Origin of the sequence: Mesorhizobium sp. M7A.F.Ca.CA.002.09.1.1 (assembly GCF_003998555.1) — a bacterium.
Lineage (GTDB): Bacteria > Pseudomonadota > Alphaproteobacteria > Rhizobiales > Rhizobiaceae > Mesorhizobium > Mesorhizobium ciceri.
The window spans coordinates 1-6,000 of sequence record NZ_RZRR01000280.1 but is presented as its reverse complement, the minus strand read 5'-3'; the positions used below and the strand labels follow the sequence as shown (position 1 = coordinate 6,000).

General features: G+C 64.4%; 5 protein-coding genes and 1 pseudogene. All 6 read left to right on the top strand.

Translation table 11 applies throughout. From position 1 onward, the window contains the following. The coding region (locus tag EN994_RS14375; RefSeq protein WP_245466026.1) for a hypothetical protein at positions 1-1,416 on the top strand (1,416 nt) is incomplete at its 5' end. Positions 1,417-1,544: 128 nt separating this feature from the next. Beyond that, positions 1,545-2,849: an ABC transporter substrate-binding protein gene (locus EN994_RS14370; protein WP_127307602.1), complete on the top strand. Its 1,305-nt coding sequence runs from the start codon at positions 1,545-1,547 to the stop codon at positions 2,847-2,849. A gap of 178 nt (positions 2,850-3,027) precedes the next feature. Next, positions 3,028-3,890 (top strand): annotated as a pseudogene (locus tag EN994_RS14365) (branched-chain amino acid ABC transporter permease). Next, a complete protein-coding gene (locus EN994_RS14360) occupies positions 3,887-4,849 on the top strand; it encodes a branched-chain amino acid ABC transporter permease (protein WP_063169741.1) in 963 nt (320 codons plus the stop codon). The pseudogene EN994_RS14365 and the gene EN994_RS14360 overlap by 4 nt, the downstream one beginning before the upstream one ends. Then, entirely contained in the window at positions 4,846-5,574 is a 729-nt protein-coding gene (locus EN994_RS14355) for an ABC transporter ATP-binding protein (RefSeq protein ID WP_063169740.1), read from the top strand. The genes EN994_RS14360 and EN994_RS14355 overlap by 4 nt, the downstream gene beginning before the upstream one ends. After that, a partial coding sequence (locus EN994_RS14350; RefSeq protein ID WP_127307601.1) for an ATP-binding cassette domain-containing protein occupies positions 5,571-6,000 on the top strand: 430 nt, incomplete at its 3' end. The genes EN994_RS14355 and EN994_RS14350, both read left to right, overlap by 4 nt.

Here is a 6,000-nt window from a genome sequence, read left to right as displayed (position 1 = left end):
GAGGGGGGCCTCGTAGAGCACTGCCATCAGCTGTTGGCGTTATTATCTGCGGCGCTGTTTGCCCTCCTCCCCACCCCAGCCTTCGCCCACGCCTCCGACCGGGGCCACGTCCTGCTGTTGCCGACCGGCTACTATCTGGTCGGAGGCGCCTTCGCCGTGGCCGTCAGCTTCCTCGTCCTGGCGCTGCTGCCGGCGGCTTCGCTTGCCCGCTTCTGGCGCCGACGCCTGCCGCTGTTCACCTTCGGCGACAGCGCCCGCGCCGCCATCAGCCTGATATCCTTTGCCGGCTTTGCAATTCTCATCGCCGCCGGCCTTTTCGGCAGCCACGACCCGCTTTCAAACCCGCTGCCTTTGGTGATCTGGACCCTTTTGTGGGCCGGCGTCACGCTGTTGCAAGGCCTCTTCGGCGATCTCTGGTCATGGCTGAACCCCTGGTATGGACCATGGCGTATCGCCTCGCGCCTGTTCGGGACCGGGACATGGCGCCTGCCCCGATGGGTCGGCTGCTGGCCTGCGGCCATCTTGTTCTTCGCCTTTGCCTGGTTCGAACTCATCGATCCGGCGCCCGACGATCCGGCGCGTCTGGCCGTGGCCGCCGGCCTCTACTGGCTATTCTCTTTCCTCGCCATACTGGCGTTCGGCTATCGCGGCTGGAGCCGCAGCGGCGAATTCCTGACGGTCTTCTTCTCCATGGTGGCGCGTTTCGCAATTGTGGTACGGAACGAACATGGCCGGCTTGCCCTGTGCTGGCCGGGCGCCAAGCTGCTGGCCGCGGAGCCCTTGCCGGCCAGCGGCATGGCTTTCCTGCTGCTCGCCCTGTCGTCGGTGTCCTTCGACGGCCTGTCGAAAACCTTCTTCTGGCTCGGCCTGTTCGGCATCAACCCGCTCGAATTTCCCGGCCGCACGGCGCTGATCGGCAGCGGCACTTTCGGGCTGATCCTGACATTCGCGCTGCTGGCGGCGGTGTTCCTGCTTGCCGCCTGGCTCGGCCAACGTCTTGCCGGCAGCGACCACATTCTTAACCAGGCGGCCGGTCAGCTGGTGTGGTCGATCGTGCCGATCGCGCTTGCCTATCACATTGCGCATTATCTGACGGCGCTGCTCGTCGACGGCCAATATGCGCTTGCGGCACTTTCCGATCCGTTCGCGATGGGCTGGAACCTGTTCGGCACCGCCGATATGCAGATCGAGGCCGGCATCGTTGCGGGGGCGGACTCTGCGTGGTGGCTGTGGAATATCCAGGCCGGCGCCATCATCCTGGGGCATGTGCTCGCCGTCCTCGTCGCTCACGGCTTCGCCTGGCGCCTGCACCCACAGCCCTCCCGCGCGGCCCTCAGCCAGTTCCCGCTTACCTTGCTGATGGTCGCCTACACCGTCTTCGGCCTCTGGTTGCTTGCCACGCCGACTGTCGGATGAGAAAAGGCGACCAGCATGCCTTCGGGGAAAGCCCGCTTGCCACGTCGGGGCTTTGGTGATTTAGTTTGTACACATGCGATTTTTTGCCTCGTTGCAGCCAGTCAAAACTCAAAAACAGGGGAACTGCCGTGACTGACAAGAATGGGTTTTTCGATCTCTCCAGATCCACGCTCACCCGCCGCACCGCACTGAAAGGTCTGGCCGCAGGCGCCGGCCTCGGCCTTGCCCCTGGCTTCGTCCGCTATTCCCAGGCGCAGAGTTCGGCGCCGATCAAGATCGGCTTCCAGTCGCACCGCACCGGCATCGGCGCTGCCTATGGCCGCTGGTACGAAAAGACGACGGCTGCCGCGGTCAAGGCGATCAATGCCGCCGGCGGCATCAATGGCCGCCAGGTCGAGGTGATCAACGAGGATGACGGCACCGATCCCGGCCGTGGCGCCGAGGTGGTCGGCAAGTTCGCCACCCAGCACAAGACCGACATCGTCTTCGGCACGCTGTTCTCGCATGTCGTCATCGGCTCGGCGCCCGCCGCCGGCGAAAACAAGATGCCCTATTTCGTCGTCAGCGAAGGCCATCACGTCGCCTCGACCAAGCTGAACCGCTATGTCTTCCAGCCCGGCATCACCGACGTGAAGAGCCAGATCCAGTCGATGGCGCCGTGGATCGCGGCCAATGCAGGCAAGAAGGTGACGCAGATCTTCCCGGATTTCGCCTTCGGCTACGACCACCGCGACTACCTGCCGCCGGCGCTGAAGGCGCAAGGCGGCGAGGTCATCGCGCAGATCGCCATCCCGCCGACAGAATCGTCCTTCACCAAGTATTTTCCGCAGATCCCGGCCGAGACCGAGGTGATCTACCACGTCATGGTCGGCCCGGCCGTGCTCACCTTCGTCAAGGAGCTTGGTGAGTTCTACGGCTCCAACCGGCCGCAATTGTTCGGCTTCATCGATTCGCTCGAAGCCACCGACATCAACAGCCCCGGCCTCGAATTCCTCGATGGCAGCCATTTCTGGGAAGGCTCGCCGCGCTATGCGCAGGCCGATGATTCCGAGGCGCAGAAGGCCTATCGCGCTGCTGTCGGCATCGACGACAATGGCGCCGCCGTCGGCGACCCCAAGGACGTCTCCACCGCAGCCCACATGTTCGGCTGCTGGGAAACGCTCTACGTCGTCAAGAAGGCGATGGAGGACGCCGGCTACAAGGGACCGGAAGACCGCGCCAAGCTGGTCGAGGCGACCGAGGCGCTGACCGAATTCGCCGAAGGTCCGGAACATCCGCAGGGACCGAAGACCTTCAACGGCAAGATCCACCAGTGCTTTGGCATCCAGAACATCTCCAAGATCGAAGGCGGCAAGCTCAAGGTCGTGCACAAGACCAAGATCGAGGACGGACTTTACGAGGCCGAAGGGGATTATACGACGCAGGCGCTGTGAGCTTAGCGCAGCAGCGTGAGCGCCAAGGCCCCCCCCTCTGGCCTGCCGGACCCGGCCCTTCGCTGTCGCTCCGGGCGTTCGTCGTTCGGAAAGCCAAGCAATTGGCTTTCCGTCCGCTGCGCGGACCACTCCTCACCCCCCGCAAGGGGCGCGATTGCGCTATCGCTGGGCGTGTAGCATGCACTTCGGTCCCCACCTCCTCCTCGCCGCCCTCGAAGGCCTCGTCACCTCAGCCGTGCTGGCGCTGACCGCGCTCGGCCTGTCCTGGTGGTCAATGTCGCGCACGGTGAGTTCTTCATGCTGGGCGCCGTGCTCGCCTGGGCGATCACCACAGCCATTGGCGGCCATCCGGCGCTCGGCTTCCTGGCCGCACTTGTGATTGCTCCGCTGATCGTCGGCGCCATTGCGCTGGTCGCCGAACGGCTGGTGCTGCGCCGGCTCAACTACAATCCGGAAGCCACCATCGTCGCCACCATCGGCATGCTCTACATCATCCAGCAGCTGGCGCTGACCTTCTACGGTCCGGAGGCGCGGCCGGTGGAGCCGCCGTTCAGCTACCGCATCCTTCTGCCGTGGTTCGGCTACTCCGGCTACAAACTGTCTGTCATCGCCACTTCCGCGCTGCTGCTCACCGCGACATGGCTGGTGCTGACGCGCACCAAGGTCGGCCTCGTCATGCGCGCCACGCAGTATGACAGCGAGACGGCGCAGGCCTTCGGCATCCCCGTCGGCCGCGTCTATGGCGGCGTCTTCGCGCTTGGCGCCATGCTGGCGGCCATTGCCGCAGTGCTGATCGTGCCGATCAGCCAGGCGCATTACCTGATGGGGCAGGACCCGCTGCTGCTCTCCTTCATCGTCGTCATCATCGGCGGCCTCGGCTCGCTGCGCGGCACGGTCGTCGCCGCCGTGCTGATCGGTCTCTCCGACGGCATCATCTCGATGTTCTTCTCGCCGACGCTGGCCAAGATCATCGCCACGCTGCTGGTCGCCATGGTGCTGGTGTTCCGTCCGCAAGGCTTGTTCGGGACGAGGTCGCGATGAGCGAAGCTTCGCCGGTAAAAGCCTATGCCATGCATCTCGGCGTCGTCGGGCTGCTTTTCGTGCTGAGCTTCCTTCTGCCGGAATACTATCACGGCCTGCTCGCCCGCATCATGGTGCTGGCAGTGTTCGCCATGGGCTACAACATGCTGTTCGGCTATGTCGGCCTGCTCAGCCTCGGCCATGCCATGTTCTTTGCCGCCGGGCTCTATGGCGCCGGCCTTGCCGTCATCCAGCTCGGCTGGAGCGTACCAGCGGCGTTCGCCGCGGGGCTTGCCTGTGGTGTTGTTGTGTCACTCGTGATCGGCCTGCTGGCGCTGCGCACCACCGGCGTCGCCTTCATGATCGTCACCATGATGTTCGCGCAAGTGTTCTACCTCCTCATCCTCTACTTCGCGACGTGGACCGGCGGCGACCAGGGCATGGTCGTGCCGCAGCCGGCCCGTGTGCTCACCTTCGGCGCGACATCGCTCGAGCTCACCAATCCGACCGTTCGCTACATGACGGCGCTGGCGCTGTTTTCGATCGTGCTTCTCGTCACATTGGCCATCGTCCGCTCCCGGTATGGCCGCGTGCTGGTCGCCATCCGCGAGAATGAGGAGCGGACGAAGATGCTGGGATACGACACTTTCTCCAACAAGCTCGCCGCCGTCGTCATCTCCGGCATCATCTGCGCCGGCTCGGGTGCCGCCTATGCGCTGCTGTTCGGCTATGTCGGATCGAGCTTCGCGTCGGTGCAGTATTCGATCCTGCCGCTGCTGTGGGTGCTGCTGGGCGGTGCTGCAACAACGCTCGGGCCGCTGATCGGCACGCTGTTCATGTACTATGTCATCGATATCACCAGCGGCTACACCTCCGCCTATCTGCTGATCGTCGGCATCGCGCTGATCCTGCTTGTGCTGTTCTTCCCCAAAGGCATTCTGGGCAGCATTAGGCAGCGCTGGCTCGGGTGGCTGCCATGATGCCGCTTTTGACCACCAAGGGCCTTTCTCGCGACTTCGGCGGCCTGCGTGCCGTCGACCGTGTGGATTTCTCCTTGATGCCGGGCGAAATCCGCGCCGTGATCGGCCCCAATGGAGCGGGGAAGACCACCTTCGTCAGCCTGGTCAGCGGCCGCATCCAGCCGTCTGCCGGCATGATCGTCTTCGACGGCGCCGACATCACCAATCTGCCTGCCTATGTCAGGGTCCGCAGGGGGATCGCCTACACCTTCCAGCTCACCAGCGTCTATGCCAACCTGTCCGTCTACGCCAACGTCGCGCTGCCCGCGCAACTGACGCTGCGGCATGGCAGCCATTCCAGGAGCGCGATACAGGCCGCTGTCATGACCGCACTCGAACGCACCGGCCTGGCCGATCGCGCCCACATGCCGGCCGGGCAGTTGTCCTACGGCCATCAGCGCCTGCTGGAAGTGGCGATGGGGCTGGCGCTGAAGCCGCGCCTTTTGATCCTCGACGAGCCGACGCAAGGGCTGGCCGACAGCGAGATCGACAATTTCATCACCCTGGTGCGCGAGATCGCCAAGAACGCCACCGTGCTTCTGATCGAGCACAACATGCCTGTCGTCATGCAGCTGGCCGACCGCATCACTGTCTTCAATGCCGGCAAGATCCTCGCCGAAGGCACGCCCGAAGCGATCCGCGAAAACGCGGCGGTGCAGGAAGCCTATCTGGGGACTGCCCCATGACCGAGGCAAACCAGGCCGAGGCCACGCCTCAAGCACTCACCATTTCGCGGCTCGACTGCTTCTATGGCGAGGTCCAGGTGCTCTATGGCCTCGACCTGGTGCTGAACAAAGGCGAGGTGCTGTGCCTGTTCGGCCGCAATGGCGCCGGCAAGACGACGACACTCAAGGCCATCATGGGGCTGGTCCCCTCGAGCGCCGGCTCGATCAGGCTCGATGGCAAGGAGTTGACCGGCCTGCCGGCGCATGAGGTGCCGAAGGCCGGCGTCGCCTATGTGCCGCAGGGAAGGCGACTGTTCGCCGAAATGACGGTGGCGGAAAACATCGAGATCGGCCTGATGGCGCGCGGCAAAGGCAAGGCGACGCGTGAAAACGTGCTCGACCTCTTTCCATTGCTGCGCCAGCGGCTGCGGCAGCGTTCCGGCACAC